The organism is Vibrio misgurnus (genome assembly GCF_029635775.1).
Classification (GTDB): Bacteria; Pseudomonadota; Gammaproteobacteria; order Enterobacterales; family Vibrionaceae; genus Vibrio; species Vibrio chanodichtyis.
In genome coordinates, this window is the sequence record NZ_CP113241.1 from 1162753 (window position 1) to 1181407 (window position 18655).

The 18655-nt window shown below is 47.9% G+C and carries 12 protein-coding genes and 1 pseudogene; 6 read left to right on the top strand and 7 right to left on the bottom strand.

Features of this window, described 5'->3' with window-relative positions:
• Window positions 1-112: 112 nt before the first annotated feature.
• Window positions 113-1141, bottom strand: a complete 1029-nt coding sequence (locus tag OOK74_RS05525) for an amino acid ABC transporter substrate-binding protein (RefSeq protein WP_274721927.1) — start codon at window positions 1139-1141, stop codon at window positions 113-115.
• A 492-nt stretch (window positions 1142-1633) separates the two neighbouring features.
• On the opposite strand from OOK74_RS05525, the gene OOK74_RS05530 reads away from it, so the two are divergent.
• The gene (locus tag OOK74_RS05530; RefSeq protein ID WP_274721926.1) at window positions 1634-2572 is read left to right on the top strand and encodes a precorrin-2 dehydrogenase/sirohydrochlorin ferrochelatase family protein; all 939 of its coding nucleotides are present in this window, start codon (window positions 1634-1636) and stop codon (window positions 2570-2572) included.
• 115 nt (window positions 2573-2687) lie between these two features.
• Here OOK74_RS05530 and OOK74_RS05535 read toward each other — a convergent pair whose 3' ends face one another.
• Window positions 2688-3509: a Cof-type HAD-IIB family hydrolase gene (locus tag OOK74_RS05535; RefSeq protein ID WP_274721925.1), complete on the bottom strand. Its 822-nt coding sequence runs from the start codon at window positions 3507-3509 to the stop codon at window positions 2688-2690.
• 206 nt (window positions 3510-3715) lie between these two features.
• On the opposite strand from OOK74_RS05535, the gene queC reads away from it, so the two are divergent.
• Window positions 3716-4423, top strand: coding sequence for a 7-cyano-7-deazaguanine synthase QueC (gene queC / locus OOK74_RS05540; protein WP_406707960.1), 708 nt, complete (start codon window positions 3716-3718; stop codon window positions 4421-4423).
• A gap of 154 nt (window positions 4424-4577) precedes the next feature.
• A complete protein-coding gene (locus OOK74_RS05545) occupies window positions 4578-4802 on the top strand; it encodes a hypothetical protein (RefSeq protein ID WP_274721923.1) in 225 nt (74 codons plus the stop codon).
• A gap of 125 nt (window positions 4803-4927) precedes the next feature.
• On the opposite strand, the gene OOK74_RS05550 is transcribed toward OOK74_RS05545, so the two are convergent.
• The 4 genes from OOK74_RS05550 to OOK74_RS05565 form a co-directional block, all read right to left on the bottom strand.
• Entirely contained in the window at window positions 4928-5653 is a 726-nt protein-coding gene (locus OOK74_RS05550; RefSeq protein WP_274721922.1) for an MSHA operon transcriptional regulator, read from the bottom strand.
• 400 nt (window positions 5654-6053) lie between these two features.
• Window positions 6054-8879, bottom strand: a complete 2826-nt coding sequence (locus OOK74_RS05555; RefSeq protein WP_274721921.1) for an Hsp70 family protein — start codon at window positions 8877-8879, stop codon at window positions 6054-6056.
• Between the two features lie 76 nt (window positions 8880-8955).
• On the bottom strand, window positions 8956-10869 hold the full coding sequence (locus tag OOK74_RS05560; protein WP_274721920.1) for an Hsp70 family protein: 1914 nt from the start codon (window positions 10867-10869) through the stop codon (window positions 8956-8958).
• A complete protein-coding gene (locus tag OOK74_RS05565) occupies window positions 10869-11501 on the bottom strand; it encodes a DUF2760 domain-containing protein (protein WP_274721919.1) in 633 nt (210 codons plus the stop codon). Before OOK74_RS05565 ends, OOK74_RS05560 begins: the two co-directional genes overlap by 1 nt.
• 430 nt (window positions 11502-11931) lie before the next feature.
• Here OOK74_RS05565 and OOK74_RS05570 point away from each other — a divergent pair, with 430 nt between their 5' ends.
• Together OOK74_RS05570 and OOK74_RS05575 are read left to right on the top strand one after the other, a co-directional pair.
• Window positions 11932-13542, top strand: coding sequence for a sensor domain-containing diguanylate cyclase (locus OOK74_RS05570; protein ID WP_274721918.1), 1611 nt, complete (start codon window positions 11932-11934; stop codon window positions 13540-13542).
• Window positions 13539-14069: a 3'-5' exonuclease gene (locus OOK74_RS05575; protein ID WP_274721917.1), complete on the top strand. Its 531-nt coding sequence runs from the start codon at window positions 13539-13541 to the stop codon at window positions 14067-14069. The genes OOK74_RS05570 and OOK74_RS05575 overlap by 4 nt, the downstream gene beginning before the upstream one ends.
• Before the next feature lie 35 nt (window positions 14070-14104).
• Here OOK74_RS05575 and OOK74_RS05580 read toward each other — a convergent pair.
• Window positions 14105-14443 (bottom strand): annotated as a pseudogene (locus OOK74_RS05580) (VC1380 family protein); the annotation flags it as partial.
• 220 nt (window positions 14444-14663) lie between these two features.
• Here OOK74_RS05580 and hrpA point away from each other — a divergent pair.
• Window positions 14664-18590: an ATP-dependent RNA helicase HrpA gene (hrpA, locus tag OOK74_RS05585; RefSeq protein ID WP_274721916.1), complete on the top strand. Its 3927-nt coding sequence runs from the start codon at window positions 14664-14666 to the stop codon at window positions 18588-18590.
• Window positions 18591-18655: the final 65 nt, after the last annotated feature.

Genomic DNA, 18655 nt, shown 5'->3' on the forward strand with positions numbered 1-18655 from the left:
TTATCCATTTTGTGTGTGCGGCGACAAGCCTTGTGCCGCGTTGTTAGTGGCCGTGCTTGTGCGCAACACAAGCCACAAGCACGGTCAGAGGGTGACAGATTATGATGATCAATTAGCGGATCGGTGGGGCATACATGAAACCACCTGCATTCCACAGCGCATTGACACCACGGTCAATTTTAAGTGGTGAGCCTGTACCCACAGTACGCTCGAAGATCTCACCATAGTTACCGACTTGTTTTACGATCTGATACCCCCAGTCATCACGGATCCCTAGTCCGCTACCTTTAGGGCCATCCAAGCCTAAGATCCGTTTTACATCTGGATTGTCGGATTTCAGCATTTGTTCAACGTTTTTCGAGGTGATGCCATATTCTTCGGCATTGATCATGGCGAACAGCACCCATTTTGTCACGCTGAACCATTGATCATCATTTTGACGCACCACGGGGCCAAGCGGTTCTTTGGAAATAATTTCCGGTAACACCATTGCCGAATCGGGTTTTTCTAGATTGAGGCGCAGCGCGTAAAGACCGGACTGATCGGTGGTGAGTACATCACAGCGACCCGCATCAAAACCTTTTGAGGTTTGAGCTCCAGTATCAAACACTACCGGTTTATAACTCATGCCGTTATTACGGAAATAATCGGCAAGATTAAGTTCAGTGGTGGTACCTGATTCAACACAAACCGACGCACCATCCAATTCTTTGGCACTTTTTACCCCCAACTCTTTTTTGACCATAAAACCTTGGCCATCGTAGTAAGTGACCCCAACGAAGTTAAGACCTAGGGTGCTGTCACGTTGTAACGTCCAAGTAGTGTTACGCGACAGCACATCAATTTCGCCCGATTGCAGCGCAGTGAAACGCTCTTTGGCGGTGAGTGGCACATATTTGACTTTGGTTTTATCCCCCAGCACCGCCGCCGCCAATGCTTGGCAATACTCCACGTCGATCCCTTCCCATTCTCCTTTCGCATTAGGGTTAGAGAAACCGGGCAAACCAGTACTGACACCACAAGTCAGTACGCCTTGAGATAACACTTTGTCGAGCGTGCTGGGTGCCGCGGATGCCGAATAAGACAGCAACGCAGATGAGGCAGTGACGACAGAAGCAAGAATCGTGAATTTATTCGCCATTTGTATCCTTCCTGTTTACTCTGTTTTGGGTAATCCATTGTTGACTGAGTGACACCTGATACCAGGGGTTTTACGATGTTGTGTGATGGTGCTTTATAAGTTGAAAGTGATTTGTTGGTTAGACTTCACCACCGTGCTTGCACATTAATGAATCAATTCGCAGTAAGCGTAGGTAAGGATGTCCGATTTCTCAAACCATTCGTGAAAAGAGTGAGTTAGTCGATCCCGTCCAGTTACGCTATTCAGCATGGCGAACTGTTAAGTAAATGTAAATGGTGCAACAAGGCAACAAAGTGGTGCAACAGAATGGCGTGAGGGTGGGAAAATCGAGTGCCATTTATTTATGCTGCCGTTAGGCTGAAATTTGGTCGCTTTCACTGGTTTGGTGGCAAAATTTGCACAGATTTTATTTGCTTTCGGTTATTGGATGCTTTTATTGCCCCATTTTTGGTAGCATGGGCCAATTCAGGATGGATACCGATAAGATGGACTATGCGCTATTTCCCGTTGTTCTTGGATTTAACCAATAAACCGGTATTAGTGGTGGGCGGTGGAGAAGTCGCTTGCCGAAAAATTGATGCGTTACTCCGAGCGGATGCCAAGGTGACGGTGATTTCACCGCAAGTTAGCGCCACTTTGCAATCGTGGATTGAGCAAGGTAAGTGTACTTGGATCCAGCATTTTTACTCATCCCGTTGGTTAGATAAACGTTATCTCCAAGTCTGGGCAACCACGGACAATCCCCAACTCAATCATCAAGTTTATCAAGATGCCAAACAGCAGGGGATTTTAGTCAATGTGGTCGATGATCAACCCTACTGCGATTTTATTACACCCTCGATGATCGAAAGAGGGCGCATTCAATTAGCAATTTCCAGCGGTGGTGCTTCGCCAGTATTGGTGCGCAATATTCGTCAAACCTTAGAGTCGGTATTGGCGCATAACTTGGCGCTGCTGGCGGATTTTGCTGCATCAAAACGTAATTCGATTAAGCAGTCTCTGCCTAATGTTGATCTGCGTCGCCAGTTTTGGGAGCGTTTTTTTGCCGATCCACAAGTGCAGCATGCGCAAGATCGAGATGTGTTAGAGTCGATTTATCAGCATTTACTCACTCAACCCAGTGCTAAGGTATGGAGTACAACATGGATTGAGTTTGGATCGGATGTTGAGCTGCTAGCGCTGAAAGCGCTGCGCCATATGCAGCAAGCCGAGCTGGTGTTGCATACACTAAATTGCCCGTTTGAGTTTATTGATCTGTGCCGCCGTGATGCGCAGCGGCAGAGTTTTGAATCACCGGTTGAGTTGAGTGCTCTGTTGGCTCAAGCTCAACAACAGGCACAAAACGTGTGTGTGTTGATCCCCGCGGCCAGTCAGCAATATGCGTTATTGCAAGGCAAAGCGCGGTGCTTAAAATTAGCCACGCAGATTTAACGCCACTGATTTTCCACCGATAAAAACGGCAAGCAATGTTCAAACCGTTGCTTGCCGCTGAGTTTTCCGCCTCATTCAATTTAACGGGCAGATGATGTTTCGTGTGCCGAGATCGTTAAGCGTGCTGCGAGCCTCTGAGCGCAAAGCGTTCAATCGCAATCGCTACGCCATCTTGGTCATTACTCAACGTGATGTGATCGGCCAGTTGTTTGGTTTCATCCATCGCATTGGCCATCGCAATACCGAGTCCGGCATATTCGAGCATATGGTGATCATTTTCGGCATCACCCATGCAGATCACTTCATGGGCTGCAATCCCTAAATGTTCCGCAATCGCTTTTACCCCAACCCCTTTATTGCTGCCGGTATTGAGAAACTCTAAGAAAAATGGCGCACTTTGTACCACCGTAAACTCTTCTCGCCACTGTGGCGCTAATTGAGCAATCGCCTGAGTTAGTTTTTCTGGCTCACCGACAATCATCGCTTTAATGATCGGGTGATCGTCCGCTAACTGTTCAAAATCCATTTCGGTAATGTTAAGACCATTGATGTTGGCTTCAACTTGAGTGTATTGGCTGGTTTGTGGGGTGATCAACCCATGCTCTTGGCTAAACGCATGGCAATTGAGTTCAAGCTGTTGTGCTAAACGTGCAACGCGTTTCGCTGCGTGGCCATCAATGATCTGCTGATAAATAATTTCACCACTGGCGACATTCGCTACCATAGAACCGTTGTAGTACAGCACATAATCTTGATCGCTGGTCAGTTGTAATTCTTCCAATTTACTGCGCATACCATCAAGCGGGCGGCCAGAAGCCAGCACGACCTGAATGCCTTGTTGACGTGCGTCGGCAATTGCCTGTTTGGTGCGGGGAGAAATTTGCTTTTGGCTATTGAGCAGCGTGCCATCCATATCGAGCGCAATCAATTTGTACATCAGATACCTAGCTAAAATTGAACAACAAGGCGTGTGATTATATACATTTTCACCCTCAACAGTGAGCAAAGCTGCTCAAAAATGAAAGTCGTGGTGATTTTGCTGGCAGGTTAGGTATTTAAATTGAACTTGATCACCTTCTCGATTATGGTCTGCTCGCACAGCGTGGCCACTGATCCAAGCCCATCACAATATCAATATTGCTTATAAAGGAGCACAACATGAAAAAAGCGGTCGTCGTGTTTAGCGGAGGACAAGATTCAACCACTTGTTTGGTTCAAGCATGCCAAGAATTTGATGAGGTACACGCGATTACTTTTGATTATGGCCAGCGCCATAAATTAGAGATAGAAGTAGCACAAAGATTGGCAAAGCAGTTAGGTGTTGCAGCGCATAAAGTGATGGATGTCGGTTTGCTTAATGAATTGGCGATAAGCTCACTGACGCGTGATGACATTCCTGTATCTCATCAGTTGCAAGAGAACGGTTTACCCAATTCATTTGTGCCTGGGCGCAATATTCTATTTTTAACCTTGGCCGGTATTTATGCCTATCAAATTGGCGCGACCACCATCATTACTGGGGTATGTGAAACCGATTTTTCAGGGTATCCAGACTGTCGCCATGAGTTTGTACAAGCGATGAACCAAGCGTTAGCTAAGGGGATGGATCTGCCATTGACGATTAAAACTCCGCTAATGTGGTTAAATAAAGCGGAAACGTGGGCTTTAGCCGATCAACTGGGTGCGCTAGAGCTGATCCGTCATCACACGCTAACCTGTTACAACGGATTGATGGGTGATGGCTGCGGTGAGTGTCCTGCTTGCCAGTTACGCTACGCTGGACTGAATCACTATTTGGATCATCGCACCACTGTGCGCAATGCGCTTAACGACAAGCTACTTTCCTTATAGGCGCTTACAATGAGCGATAGATAGCATACCGGTTCTGCTTGTTTACTTAATTGCAGCATCATATAAAAAATACTGTATGAAAAGCCAGTGTTTTGATTGACAAGTCAATAAAGTGGACTATGCTGTAATTATATACAGTAAATGAGGGCTTAATATGTTTTCTGATCGACTCGAACGTGTTAACCGTTTGCGCCAACAGGCGATGAACAACCCTGATTTTCTTGAAGCAGCTAAACAGCATGAAGAGACTTTACAGCAGGTAGAACAACATTTTGAAGCCAAGCGCTCACGCAGAAAGCCGCTTAAACGGCAAAAAACCTTGGCCGATATTTTTGAACAAGCGGAGTTTGGCCGCCGACCAGATGATGTGACTCACTAAGGTGATCTTGTCACGCTAATTAAGCCGGAGCTCGCGCTGACCGGCTTTTAGTACCTTTGGCACCCTGTTCTTATCTTGTTGATCCTATTGATTAAGGATCGCGATATTATTGGTGAGGCATTGCTTTATAAGGGATAACGCGGCTTTTGGGGGCTAGGATGTTTGCCATGAAAATCCCTGTTCGACTTATGCTGCGCTGAGAATTTTGCATGGTTAGATTTGGTGTTGCTAGTTTTGCTGTGATTAGCTTTGCCACGATGATGCGCCGATTTTTTTTGCTGAGCTTGAGCATGTTTGGCTAATGCATTTTCATCTGGCAGCACAAAATAAGGGTCTTGATAATGCGCAGCCGGTCCCAACTCTTGAACAACCAAACGATTCCATAATTCACGATCAAAGCCTTGCTCTGGAATCGCGGGGTAGAGTGTCTCAATTTCCTCTTGCGCATACTCAAGAAAAGCGTTCTTTTGAATCTGGTTAAAACGCACCGCGACGCGGTTATGTTGGTTAATCCAAGTTATTTTAAAGCGTTGTAGCTCAGCCTTCGCTTCCTCAAGCGTCAAACGAGATAAATAGAGGCGTTTATAAGAGACTTTTCTATCCAGCATAGTGCGCATGGCTGTTTGGATATAGTCACCGTGATGAGTAATCGAAATCTCATCACTATCAAACAGATTGACGCACCAACCTTTGGGTTGAAACTCGGTTTGTTGATAGTGATGATTACGTGCCACTAATGCCTGATGCAGCACTAAATCAGACTTACCGCGAAAGGTTTGTTGCCATTTAGCGATTCGGACTTGAATTGAACCCGGCAAACGAAAAATATGTGTAAATTTATCTTGTTCCATAGGCTTATTGGCAACCCAAGCGGGTGTGTTTTATCGAAATTTCGATTTCCACCGGCGTAATAATAGTCATGATATTGTTGAATGAAGTATCAGCTAACGGGTCACAGTAGTGACTACCCCACAACACTCAATACGGTTTGATGGTGGGCGGCAGCTGTTATTCCCTTAACTGGCAAGCCATGCTCGCTGGTTTGGGATTGTTGGGGCACGAATTCTACACCTTTTTTAATACTTAACGCGAGCTTAAGTAGTTATATTTGTCGCCTAGGTAGTGCAATCATGACAAGCAGGGGGTGTTTCCCCTGCATTGTAAAAGGTACCGGTCGGTTATGGTGTTAGTCATATCAAGCTGACATTATAAAACCAACCGTATAAGCCTAATCGTATAAACCTAGCAGCATTAACCGAGTAGCATCAAGCCATGCGGTAAACTTTCCCCAAATGCTCGTTGGGTTTCGTTGGCATTCAATTCCATCACCTCACTGACCAAATGAATCCATGATTCACTCACTCGGCTCTGTTTTAGCTTGCTCACTACTTGGGCTCGCCACTCTTCACTGACGTCACGGCTACGATCGCCGGTCTTGCGACACATCATGACGACAGCAAAAGCGCACATTGGCTGTTGTTGCCAATCTTGCTGCAACAGTTTGGGTAACCAATCCTCGATTTGATCTTTGGGTAGTATGGTATGCAAACTACCGTACAATGGCGTGCGCGCGGCTAAACGACCGCAAGCCCACCAATGGGCTTGTTGGTACTGGTTATGATTGAGCGCTTTATTGAGAAACCAAGTCGCGAGCAGGGTTTTATCGTCGACATGCAGATGTTCGAGTGAGGCGGCCAAGCGTACCATCGCCTCATAGCCTTTCTCTTGGGCTTCTTTGCTTGAAGCCACGCTGCGCATTGCGCTTGGATGTAAATATTTAGCGATATCGGCCAGCACGGTTTCTTGTTGGGCTTGATTTAAGCCTCCCGCCACTCGCCGCCACAATACCCACCAATCGGTCCAACCTTGTGAATTACTAAATTGGATACCAGCTTGATACAGCGCCCAGAGTTGCTCAATCCGCCAACTGTCGCTCGCATCACCAAATCCAGGGCGCAAACTAAATCCAGCGAGGCGTAGCCAGTTTTTTTCATGCAGCTCTGAGCGACGGCGACGTTTGCGGCCAAGTAACAGAATATCAAATAGGCTACGCAGCGTGGCAAAATCCCATGCATCCCTCTTGCCTAAGCGTTGTTCTAAGGCTTTAGTCAGGGTTTTAATGGTTTGTTGATCAGCATTGGTTTTATTGGCGCTATATGCGGCGCTGATTAACGCTTTGGCGGCTTGTAATTGTGTTGAGTCACCCACTGATTCAGTTTGCTGTTCAGGGCTGGCCGTTGTCTTGCCACGAACCGCAAACTCCACTTGCCAGCGCTGAGTCTCATCATCGGGATTGATGCACACCATGTTTAATGTGCCCACTTCGGTTAATTGGCAGGCCAGTTGCACGGCAACGCGCTGTTTTTGATTGGCGGCCAATTCCCCGATATTCAAGGCTGGCAAGCTGACAATATAAGGTGGCAAAGGCTGAAATTTATCAGGGTCGATCGCGACCAAGGCTCCATTTTGTATTTTGCCATCAGAGCTGATCTGATCATGGGTTGAAGTCAGTAAATTAAAACGGACTGGTTCACCAACAGTAAGTGCAAAACGGCGGCTAGTGAGGCGAATTTCTTGCCCTTCGCGACTGCCTTTCGCGAGCAAACAGAGCGCGTTACCGAGTCGGTTTTTTTCCGGCAAATGAAGAAAATAAGAGCGAGCCGCTCCGCCGCCAATTTTCAGTTGTGCGCCGCGTGTGGCTTTGGCATAGGCGACTGCGCCGAGTGCCACCGACCGGTCGGGATGTGGGTTATCGAGTAGGGTAACTGGCCGCCCTAGCCATTGGCTGAGCAGAGTGACCAGACGCGAGCTAATCAGTTCACTGTTAAAAACACCGCCATTGAGCAGCAGAGCTGTCGGTAACGGTGGTGTTTTACCGGTTGATGTTTGCTCAGCTGCGTGAGGTTGACTGAGAAATTCAGCAATGTGTTTGCTCACCGCCGGATCTGCCGCATATGGCAAGCCAAACTCAACCACCGCACGGCGGCGTTTTTCTGGTCTGGTTTCTCGGGGAGTGAGTGGAAAAAAACCGTCAAGCGCGAGTTGATGTACTTCAGCACGGCTTAGGCTAACACTTTGAGCTCCAGTGAGTAATTTTGAACCACTACCCAGCAAAGTGATGTTGATCTGCTCTGGTGAATTGGCGGCCAGCAGGCGTTCTTTGGCTTGGCGGGTTTGCTGGATCAGTTTGGATAAGCTCGCCGTGCTTAAGGTTTTCGCTTGATTGCCCTGCTGTTGTTTAAGCCGAGTTTCAACGATATGCGCCAACGCAAGGTCGAGGTTATCCCCGCCAAGCATCAGATGATCACCAACCCCGATTCGATTTAACTGTAGGGTTTGTTGCGGATCAAATTGAGCGGCGATCAAGCTTAAATCTGTGGTGCCGCCTCCCACATCACACACTAAAATCAGCGGTGCCGAGTGTAAAATATCACCTGCTTCCGCTTGATGGCGATGATGCCAGTCATAGCAGACCGCTTGGGGCTCCTCAAGCAGCAGAATCTCAGGTAGCCCAGCTAATTTTGCTGCTTCAAGTGTTAATTTTCGGGCACTTTCATCAAACGAAGCAGGGACGGTAACCACGACTTGCTGCGCCGCTAATCGATCGGAAGGATGACGATGATCCCAAGCTTGACGAATGTGATTGAGATAACTGGCACTGGCAATCAGTGGTGAGACTTGCTCGACATCCGCAGCAGCGCCCCAAGGCAGAATCGGCTGAGTGCGATCAACATGCGGATGTGACAACCAACTTTTGGCACTGGTGACTTGTCGGCCTTCGATTTTTGCACCCAGTTCACGCGCCCATTGGCCAATGATCACCTGGGGTAAATCACCGTCAACCGGTTGTGATGACCAGGGTAGGGTTAAATCTGCATCACTAAATTGATTTGGAGCGGGATGATAGCGAAAAGAGGGCAGCAGTGGTTGGCGTAACACTTCACCGGGACCGACCAACTGATCGACTGGAAAAATTTCGATCGGAGCTTGTTGCAGGTTATCGTTCAGCTCACAGAAAGCCACCACAGTGTTGGTGGTGCCAAGATCAATGCCGACCAAAAAACGAGCAGATGACATGTGCTACCTCGTCATAATAAACGTTCTGCGGCACCGCAAGCGATGCCGCACTCCATCGGGAGTCATAAATCAATGATTAAGCGTGATCAGTCTCAGAGCTTGGCTTATCACGCACATCAAACTCTACATGCCAAGTTTGGCCGTTATCAGCGGCAATCGCTTCAAGACACAGAGTACCCAATTCTGTCACCCGAGTGGCGAGAGTGACTGGCACTACGTCACCGATGCGGCGGCCTTGCTCTGCGGGTAAGGTGATCTGAATCGGTGGTAGCTCAGTTAACTCATCGTAAGTCCAGTCGACTAAATGGGTTCCCGGATAATCATCACGGCGTACCGTTGAACCATAGAATTGGAAATGTACCGGCTGGCCAATCACTAAGCCAAATTGACGCTGAGCCACTTGCGCGTTGGAGCCTTCTTCCATGCCAAATGGAGCCACGCAAAGTGCTTCCATTGGTGGCGCGAAGCCAGGAATGGCCGGCATTGCGCTTTCAATGCCCACATAATAAGCCGAAGCGATCCCACCACGGATCCGCACCCCTTGTCCTTGCCGTACTACGCCGTAATAGGCGGCACCGCGTGCCACAGCCAGATCGAGATCAACCCCTTGCAGCAATTTCGCCGCCGGGTGATTGGCTTGGCTTAACCAGCCATTAATCGTTGAGAGCAAACGCTCGGTAAGCAGTGGTGATTTCAGCACCCCACCATTGAGCAAGATCGCATTGGGTTTAATAAAATCGCTGTGCGCGGCTGACATACTGCTCAGCCCTGGCATGACAAATGGCAATGCGTCGGTTTGCGCTTGGGTCGATTGGCCTTGCGCATTCGCTTGCTTGCTTAAAAACGCTGCAATGTGGCGCGTGATACCAGCATCTTGTGCGTAGGGCAAACTCATTTGGGTCAAAGCGCCGCGCATTTTTTGTTGTGGTTGCTCGTGAATGGCCACGGCAGGGAAGAAGCCATCGACTAAGGTTTGCTGTAAATGTTCACGAGTTAGCTCGGTTTTTAAGGTGCTGCCGAGCAGTTTTGAGCCGCGACTAGGGACCACAATCGGCACGACGGCTAAATCGGGCTGGCTGAGTAACGCTTCTTTCGCATCACGACAAGCATGAGTCATCGCTTGTACTTGCCACATTTGTAACTCTTGGCCTTGTTGAGCCAACTTCATTTTCAAGCCATAGGCGAGGGCGAGATCCATATTATCGCCACCGAGCAAAATATGCTCGCCAACCGCGATCCGTTTCAGGGCGAGATTGCCTTGATCTTCGGTCACTTCAACCAAAGAGAGATCAGTGGTACCACCACCAATATCGATCACCAACACCACATCGCCGACACTGACTTCGCTGCGCCACTGTTCATGGCGATTATCGATCCAACTGTACAGTGCGGCTTGTGGCTCTTCGAGGAGAGTTACTTGCTGCAAGCCAATATTACGTGCCGCTTCAGCGGTGAGCTCGCGTGCTGCTGGATCAAATGAGGCCGGTACGGTGATGGTGACTTCCTGCTCGGCTAAGCACGCATCAGGATGAGCGTGATCCCACGCCGCTTGCAGATGGGCTAAATAGAGTTCAGTGGCACGCAGTGGTGAAATTTTGCTGACTTCTTCAGGGCTAGCCAATGGCAAAAACGCCTCGCGTCGATTGACGCCGGCATGACATAACCAAGATTTGGCGCTTGCCACTAAGCGGATCGGGGTTTTGCTACCAAGGTTACGCGCAATCGCTCCCACCAGCGCCTTCGGTTCGCTGCTCCAAGGTAAACGGCGCGCTGAGGCGGCCATTTCATGTTCATGCGGCTGATAGACAAAAGAGCCCAGTTGGTGGAGATTTTCCACCGTGCCCGGCGCGGTCATTTGTGCAATCGGCAACACTTGAATCGGTGGCGTGTCACTGTGGTTGGTTGCTAGCGCTTGATAGGCTAGTACGCAGTGGGTGGTACCCAAATCGATACCGACACTGTATTGGGCTGCAGAAGTAGGCGTTTGCATTATAATTCCACCTCGGCTGGGGCAAGAATCGCCGTGTCATAGTGCTCCGCCAGTTTTGGCAGCGTAATGGAATCAGCGCGCCAGCCTTGGTGGATCAGCGTACCGACAAATGGAGCTTGACCAGTTACTTGTCCGGTGAGACGAATCGCCTGCGCATTAAAGCCCGCTTCAATGGTGATACGGCTCTCTTCCGGCTCGCTGCAAATCGGCGATAAGGTCAGATATTCACGTAATACTTTTTGCCCACCACTGTGGATCACGCGAGCGGCTGCGCCCACTTCTTGATCAGAAAACTGGCTGACTTCTTGCTGTAAGAAATCAATTAAACGCGCTTCTTTTTGCAATATCGACAGCAGTTGCAGTGCTGAATCGGTCGAAGCGGTTGCCAGTGTTGACTCCACTTCCACCACTCTTTCCCGCACTTTCTCCACTTCAATGATTTTTTCTACTTCGACGATTTTTTCAACCGGCTTTTCAAGCGTGACAATTTTTTCTACTGGTTTTTCAATGATTTTTTCTATTACTCGCCCTTGGCGGGTTAAGGCGACAATCAGTACCAATAACGTAGTGACAGCAAGACCAACATGCAGCATATCCAAAGTGGTCGGGATCAAATGTAAGTCGATATTCATGGTGAGTTCTCTGTAGCAGACGCGGTGCAAAGCACAACCAGTTGCAATGCTGAGCGGAAAAACATTAAGCGAAGGAAGCGCGGAAATTATAACTATCCAGAGCCTCTCAATGGCTTATTACGCTAGACGCTATGATAGCGCTAAGTTCAAATGGGGGCGGATAGTAGCACATTCAAGACGAAAGAGAGTGAACAATCCTGATTTCATCGCGCAACGAAAGATTATTTGGCGACTTGTTGAGCAATTCAATTGTATGATTTTTGACTAAACTTGGTTAACATCGTCGGCCCCGAATTTTGTAATGCATATTTCGGTGATGTTGTAACCTTGAATCGTTTGAAATGATCGTGTTAAGTGACAAAAGATGCTGAGATATGACGCGTCTTGCTCATGGTTGTTGTGGTTGATAATACAAGTAAGGAAAAGGTGGATGATCGGCCGTTTTCGCGTAACAGTACCTCTACTGGTGTTTTTGTTTTCTCTGCAGCTGACCGGGCTGGTTGTTTATACCGCATATAAAGTGCAACTGCGTTATAACCGCACGATGTTAGAAAATCTAGCCGATCAACAGACGATGACTCTGCAGCAGTTTGTGGATAGTGATATTCATTTTATCGGCTCGGCGGCTAATTTTTTTCGCTCCAGCTCAAGCGATGATTGGTGTCATTTTCATACTTTTGCTGAAGAAGCATTGAAAGGTTCGCAAAGTCTGATCGCCCTGCAGTGGTTAGTCAAAGTGGAGCCAGAGCAAGCCGAAAGCTTTAGTGTACAAATGCGCCAACGTTTCCCAGAATTTACACTATTTACTCTTCTGCCTGAAAGCGGGCAAGTGCAGTATGGTTTTGGTTCAGAGCAAGAGGCAAAATATATCTTATCGGATATCTATCCGCTCAATGACGACAATCAGAAACTGTTGGGTTTTTATTCGGCACGGCAGCGTTTTAAGCTGATACAAGAGGATATCGTGACTCATCGTCGTCCCAATGTATCGGATAAAGTTCGGTTGCTGCAAGACGGGTTTGAACCATTGATAGATAAAGATGGGATATTGGTTTATCACCCAGTTTTTTCTGCTGAAGATGAGCGAACATTACAGGGTATTATGGTTGGTGTTGTACGCTTATCCACTTATGTTGAAAAATTAGTTCAGCTCAGTGCGATGGATAATCTTAATATGCGTATGATCGATACTGGATTTAGCTCCGAAGATAATCCGATCCTTTATCAAAGTTCGACCTGGCGAGAAAATGAGCAGGAAGGTCTGCTGGTTGCTCGTAACCTGGTATTTCCTAATCGTGATTGGGTGATTGAGTTTGCGTTGTATGAGTCGGTGACTGTCCGAGAATGGTGGGTGTTGCTGGGGTTAGGCTTAGGTGGTGCCACTATCTCATTTTTGCTCAGTTATATCCTGCGTATGCAGATGAAAGAGAAGCAACATCTGACGGAAATGATTGAAGAACGCACGGCCGAGCTACGTTATCTGGTGGAGCACGATAGCTTGACTAAGCTTTATAGCCGCCACTTTTTCAATCAAAGATTGTGTAAAAAGTTAGACGGTAAACAATTATTTACCTTGGTGTCATTTGATGTTGACCGTTTTAAACAGATCAACGATAGCTACGGACATCTCGCTGGCGATTATGCGTTAAATCATGTTGCACGGGCGGTGGAGCAACAGCTTAACCACGCAGATACTTTTGCCCGTTTTGGTGGTGATGAGTTCGCCATTTTATCCTCAGTGACCGAGGTTAACGAGCTGTATGAGTATTTAGAGCGAATTCGTAACGCGGTGGCAAGTCAGCCATTTGTGGTCAATTCCGAAGTGCAACTGACATTAACCATCAGTGTTGGTGCCAGCGTTAACTGTGGTTACAGTGAGCCGGAAATTTTACAAAGTGTTGATGAACAGCTCTATCTAAGTAAATCGAAAGGGCGCAATCGGGTTTCGATTGCGGAACAATGCTGCAAGGTGGAATCGAAATATGCTTTCAATTCAGGTAGGATGTCGGCCCCCACGTTACAGCAAAAGAGCTCACAATGAATTACCACCGTGTCGTATGCTTCGATTTAGAAATGTGTTGTTGGAATGAAAACGGAGTCGGCACCACGGGTGAAATTATAGAAATTGGTTTAGCGGAAATTGATCTGTCGGCGGGTGAAATTGTCAAACGAGCGCAATATTTTGTTAAACCCGATCAGGATCAAATCTCGCCGTTTTGTGCCGAATTAACCGGGATCACGCCGCGTAAAATTGATAAACAAGGTCGGCCACTCGCTGAGGTGATCCAGTCAATGGTTAAAAACTTTGGCGGTTCGAACAAAATCTATGCCTCGTGGGGACGTGATGATCTTATTTTGATCAAAGAATGCCAAGCCAAAGGAATTAAGCTTCCATTCCAAGAATTTATTAATCTTGCCACCTTATTTCGCATTCAACAGCGCTTAAAAGATCAACGGATTGGTCATCGTGCCGCACAAGAATCACAAGGCATTGCATGGGAAGGGCGTCAGCACTCCGGTTATGTGGATGCGTATAACTTAGCCAAGTTAGCTTTAAGCATGTTGTAGTCGTAGGCTTGTGGGTCAGCAAATAACGTCTGCTGCAGCGAGCCAAAGATTTCGATAAATTGCGCGCTGGTCGTTTCATGCGCCAGCGTGATCAGTGCCAAAAGCGCCTCGGCTTTGGTTGCAGGGTCACATTGGTCATCCAGAATCTGTAAAATTTGCGCGCGGATCAGTTCAAGCTCATGTGCCACAAAGCCGCGTCCCTCTTCTTCACCTTCTTCTTCCTGCGGTGCATTATCGAAGGTCAGAAACAGCATTTCATCATCGATCCGAGCTTCAACCAGACGCTCCGGCAGCCAGATTTCGCCCATCACCACATCGGGGTCAAGCTCGGTGGGCAGTTGATTTAATATAGCTTTGAGTTGAGAGGCTTTCACAATCGCTAGGTATCCTTAAGTATCTGGTACTATTTTAACGGCCAATGGCGGGTAAAAAGAAGCTTCTTTTCAGGCTAGTAGCGCTGAAAAGGTCATTTCATGACATCGATTGCTGCTTGTATCGCCAACTAAGGACACAAATGGTGCGATGGTAGCCGTATTGCGAAAACTCTGTGATACAATTCGTGCAGTTTTTGCCAAGATAATCATAGGAAATGCTTTGACCTCGTCACAGCCCACCCATTCCGCCGCTCAGCCTAAAGCCAATAGTGCGGCTAGTTTAAAGCAGGCACTGGCTCAGTGTCTGATCAAAGACCGCTTTCGCCTCAGCAAACGAATTGATGGCGCGAGTAAAATCAAACATGAATCCGCTCGTCATGCGGTTTTTGATGAGATCGCACTGGATATTGCACAGTCGATGATGGTGGTTGCGCAGCGTAAACAGCAGATGCCGAAAATCGACTATCCCGCTTTGCTGCCTGTTAGCCAAAAACGCGAGGATATTGCTCAGGCGATTGCCCATCATCAAGTGGTGATTGTGGCGGGTGAGACAGGCTCAGGTAAAACCACTCAGCTACCGAAAATTTGTGCCGAGTTAGGGCGCGGCAAATATGGCCTGATTGGTCATACTCAGCCGCGTCGTTTGGCGGCACGTTCGGTTGCCAACCGGATCGCTGAAGAGATGGAAACTGAACTCGGCGGCTTTGTGGGCTATAAGGTGCGCTTTACCGATCAAATTTCCGATCAGACCCAAATTAAATTGATGACCGACGGTATTTTACTGGCCGAGATCCAAAATGATCGCTTTTTGAATCAATACGATACCATTATTATCGATGAGGCGCATGAGCGTAGCCTTAACATCGATTTTATCTTGGGTTATCTCAAGCAACTGTTGCCACGTCGCCCTGATCTTAAAGTGATTATTACTTCAGCAACGATTGATCCAGAACGTTTTTCCCAGCATTTTAGCCACGCACCGATCATTGAAGTCTCAGGCCGGACGTATCCAGTTGAAGTGCGTTATCGCCCACTGGCGAGTGAGGATGACAGTGAAACTGATCGCGACCAACTGGCCGGTATTTTTGACGCGGTGGATGAACTGTGTAGCGAAGGTTTGGGCGACATTCTGATTTTTATGAATGGTGAGCGTGAAATTCGTGATACTACCGATGCACTGACAAAACGTAACCTACGTGATACAGAAATTGTGCCACTCTACGCGCGTTTATCGGCCGGTGAGCAGAATAAAATTTTCCAGCCGCATGCTGGGCGACGGATTGTGCTGGCCACTAACGTTGCGGAAACCTCGCTAACCGTACCGGGTATCAAATATGTGATTGATCCGGGAACGGCGCGCATTAGCCGCTATAGCTATCGCACTAAAGTGCAACGTTTGCCGATTGAGCCGGTGTCACTGGCCAGTGCCAATCAACGTAAAGGCCGCTGCGGACGGACTGAAGAGGGGATCTGTATCCGTCTTTACTCGGAAGCGGATTTCTTAGCGCGTCCAGAGTTTACTGACCCAGAAATTTTGCGCACCAACTTAGCGTCGGTGATTTTACAAATGACCGCGCTCGGTCTGGGTGATATTGAAGCTTTCCCATTTGTGGAAGCGCCGGATAAACGCAATATTCAAGATGGGGTACGCCTGCTTGAAGAGCTGGGTGCCATCAACGATCAAATCAAAGATCCGAAAAAACGGCTTACTGAAAGTGGCAAGCAGTTGGCACGACTGCCGATTGATCCGCGTTTGGCGCGCATGGTGTTAGAAGCGTCTCGCAATGGCTGCTTAAAAGAGCTGATGATCATTGCCTCGGCATTGTCGATTCAAGATCCGCGCGAAAGACCGAGTGATAAACAGCAAGCGGCGGATGAAAAACATCGTCGTTTTAATCATGACGAGTCGGATTTTTTAACCTTAGTTAATCTTTGGCAGTATATTGCTGAGCAGCAAAAGGCCTTGACCAGTAACGCGTTTCGCCGTCAGTGTAAATTGGATTACCTCAACTATTTGCGGGTGCGTGAATGGCAAGATGTGTATAGCCAACTGCATCAATCCACTCGTGAAATGGGCTTTAAGCTCAATACTGAGCCGGGCAGCTACCATGCGGTGCACAGTGCTATTTTGGTCGGTTTACTCTCGCACATCGGGATGAAAGATCAGGAAAAGAACGAATACCACGGCGCGCGTAATGCGCGGTTTAATATTTTCCCAGCCTCTGGCTTATTCAAAAAACAGCCCAAGTGGGTGATGTCGGCAGAGCTGGTGGAAACCTCAAAATTGTGGGCGCGTGTGGTAGCGAAAATCGAACCGGACTGGATTGAGCCGCTCGCCAAACACCTGATCAAACGCAGCTATAGCGAGCCGCATTGGTCGAAGAAAAATGCCGCAGTGATGGCGTATGAAAAAGTGATGCTGTACGGCATTCCGATTGTGCCGAAGCGCTTGGTCAATTACGGCGCTATCGATCCGATACTGTGCCGCGAAATTTTCATGCGCAGTGCATTGGTCGAAGGCGATTGGGAGACCAAACACGCGTTCTTTAAACAAAACCGCGCTTTGCTGGCGGAAGTGGAAGAGCTTGAACACAAGTCACGTCGTCGGGACATTTTGGTTGATGATCAAGCGCTATTCCTATTTTATGACCAACGAGTGGGAAGCGAAGTGGTGTCAGGGCGTCATTTTGACGCGTGGTGGAAAACCGCCAGCCGTAAAACGCCTGATCTGCTCAACTTTGAAAAAGAGATGCTGTTTAAAGGCGATGCCAGTCATATCACCGAGCTGGATTATCCTAACTTTTGGCATCAAGGCAATTTGAAACTCAAGCTCAGTTACCAGTTTGAACCGGGTGAAAATAGTGACGGTGTGACGGTACACATCCCGCTGCCGATCTTAAACCAAGTCGAACCACAGGGCTTTGATTGGCAAATTCCTGGCCTGCGGCATGAGCTGGTGGTGAGTTTAATCAAATCACTACCCAAAACCCTGCGTAAGAATTTTGTGCCGGCGCCCAATTATGCTGACGCTTTTTTGGCGCGGGTGACGCCGTTGGAAATGCCGCTACTCGATGCATTGGAAAAAGAGCTGCGACGGATGACGGGCGTGACGGTGCAGCGTGAAGATTGGAAGTTAGACCAGTTACCTGCGCATCTCATCATGACCTATCGGGCAGTTGATCATCGCCAGCGTAAGCTGAATGAACACAATGATCTGCATGAACTGAAAGAGAGCTTAAAACAGCAAGTGCAAGAGACGCTTTCTCAAGTCGCTGATGATGATATCGAACAGCGCGATCTGCACACTTGGTCCTTTGGTGAACTGCCAAAAATGTACCAGCAAAAGCGTGGCGGGTTTGAAGTTAAAGCTTATCCTGCGCTGGTGGATAAGAAAGACAGTGTTGAGATTAAACTGTTTGAAACCGAGCAAGAGCAGCTTAGCGCGATGCGTGCTGGCCAGCGCCGTTTGATTTTGCTCAATGTGCCATCGCCGATTAAATATCTGCACGCTAACTTGCCTAATAAATCGAAATTGGGTTTGTATTTCAATCCGTATGGCAAAGTGCTGGATTTGATTGATGACTGTATTGCTTGTGGCATTGATAAGCTGATTGAAGAGCGTGGCGGCATGGTATGGCAGCCGCAAGCGTTTGAAGCGCTCAAAGAGCATGTACGCGCGGAATTGGGTGACACGGTGGTTGAAATTGCCCAGCAGGTCGAAACCATTTTAACCACCGCGTATAACATCAATAAGCGTTTGAAAGGCAAAGTTGATTTTACCATGGCCTTTGCGCTGTCTGATGTTAAAGCACAAATTGAAGCGCTGATTTTTAGCGGCTTTGCCACCGAATGTGGTTGGAAACGCCTGCCGGATATTCTGCGTTATATGCGTGCGATTGAGCGGCGAATGGAGAAATTGCCGATCGATCCCAATAAAGATCGCCTGCATATGTTGAAAATTGAGTCAGTGGCTAAACAATATCAGCAATTACTCAACAAGATCCCAAAAGGGATGGCTTTGCCAGAGCCGGTTAAAGAGATCCGTTGGATGCTCGAAGAGCTACGGGTCAGCTATTTTGCACAACAGCTGGGCACGCCGTATCCGGTTTCGGATAAACGAATTATTCATGCCATTGACGCTTGTTAGTCATCTTGGCATGTTTCAGTTAGGTATGAAATTTGCTTAACAGACGCGAATCGCTAAATTGGCAC